Genomic DNA, 1,801 nt, shown 5'->3' with positions numbered 1-1,801 from the left:
GTCAGCTGCGTGCCGGGCTCACCGATGGACTGTGCGGCGATGATGCCGACAGCCTCGCCGATGTCCACGGTCTTGCCGGTGGCCAGCGAACGGCCATAGCACAGGGCGCAGGTGCCGACGCTGGACTCACAGGTGAGTACGGAGCGGACCTTGACCTCGGTGATGCCGGCTGCGAACAGCTCAGCGATCACGACGTCGCCACAGTCGGTGCCGCCGGCTGCAAGGACATTGCCCTTGGAGTCCACAACATCAACAGCGAGCGTACGGGCGTAGGCACTGTTCTCGACGTTCTCGTCCAGAACCAGCTCGCCGTTGGCGTCCGGGACAGCGATGGGCGTGACCAAACCACGCTCAGTGCCGCAGTCCTCTTCGCGAACGATGACGTCCTGCGAGACGTCCACCAGGCGACGGGTCAGGTAACCCGAGTTGGCGGTACGCAGCGCGGTGTCAGCCAGACCCTTACGGGCACCGTGCGTGGCGATGAAGTATTCCAGCACCGACAGGCCCTCGCGGTAGGAGGACTTGATGGGACGCGGGATGATCTCACCCTTAGGGTTGGCCACCAGGCCACGGATACCCGCGATCTGACGGACCTGCATCCAGTTACCACGTGCACCGGAGGACACCATGCGGTTGATGGTGTTCATCGGGGACAGGCTGTCACGCATCGCCTGGGCGATCTCGTTCGTTGCCTTGTTCCAGATCTCGATCAGTTCCTGGCGACGCTCGTCGTCGTCGATCAGGCCCTTGTCGTACTGGCCCTGGATCTTGGCAGCCATGGTTTCGTAGCCGGCGAGGATCTTCGGCTTGTCCTTGGGTACCTCGATGTCCGAGATGGCAACGGTAACGCCCGAGCGGGTGGCCCAGTAGAAACCGGCATCCTTGAGGTTATCCAGCGTTGCCGCCGTAATCACCTTCGGGTAGCGCTCTGCGAGGTCGTTGACGATCGTGGACAGTTCGCCCTTGTCTGCAACGTTCTCAACCCACGGGTAATCCGCCGGCAGGGTCTGGTTGAAGATGACCTGGCCCAGGGAGGTCTGGACGAGAACCGGCTGGCCGGCCTCCCAGCCTTCCGGAGCTTCCCAGCCCGCGTACGGGACGAAGCCTTCAAGGCGGATCTTGACCTGCGAGTTCAGGTGCAGCTCGCGGAGGTCGTAGGCCATGATGGCTTCCGAAACGGACGAGAAGACGCGGCCTTCGCCAGCTGAACCGACACGCTTGGTGGTCAGGTGGTAGAGGCCGATGATCATATCCTGCGAAGGCAGGGTGACCGGGCGGCCGTCGGACGGCTTCAGGATGTTGTTCGAGGACAGCATCAGGATGCGTGCCTCAGCCTGGGCTTCGGGGCTCAGCGGCAGGTGGACTGCCATCTGGTCGCCATCGAAGTCGGCGTTGAAGGCGCCACAAACCAGCGGGTGAAGCTGGATGGCCTTACCTTCAACAAGCTGCGGTTCGAACGCCTGGATGCCGAGGCGGTGCAGGGTAGGTGCACGGTTGAGCAGCACCGGGTGTTCGGTGATGATCTCTTCGAGCACGTCCCAGACCTGCGGACGGTAACGCTCGACCATACGCTTGGCCGACTTGATGTTCTGGGCGTGGTTGAGGTCAACCAGGCGCTTCATCACGAACGGCTTGAAGAGCTCCAGCGCCATCTGCTTGGGCAGGCCACACTGGTGCAGCTTCAGCTGCGGACCGACGACGATGACCGAACGGCCGGAGTAGTCGACGCGCTTGCCGAGGAGGTTCTGGCGGAAACGGCCCTGCTTGCCCTTGAGCATGTCGCTCAGAGACTTCAGTGGAC

General features: G+C 62.9%; 1 pseudogene. It reads right to left on the bottom strand.

Annotation, left to right across the window (positions count from 1 at the left end):
• A pseudogene (locus tag DBR22_RS21465) lies at positions 1-1,801 on the bottom strand (DNA-directed RNA polymerase subunit beta'); the annotation flags it as partial.

This window comes from Arthrobacter sp. HMWF013, from assembly GCF_003061105.1.
Classification (GTDB): Bacteria; Actinomycetota; Actinomycetes; order Actinomycetales; family Micrococcaceae; genus Arthrobacter.
The sequence above is the reverse complement of the archived record's forward strand: the minus strand, read 5'-3'. Positions and strand labels throughout refer to the sequence as shown.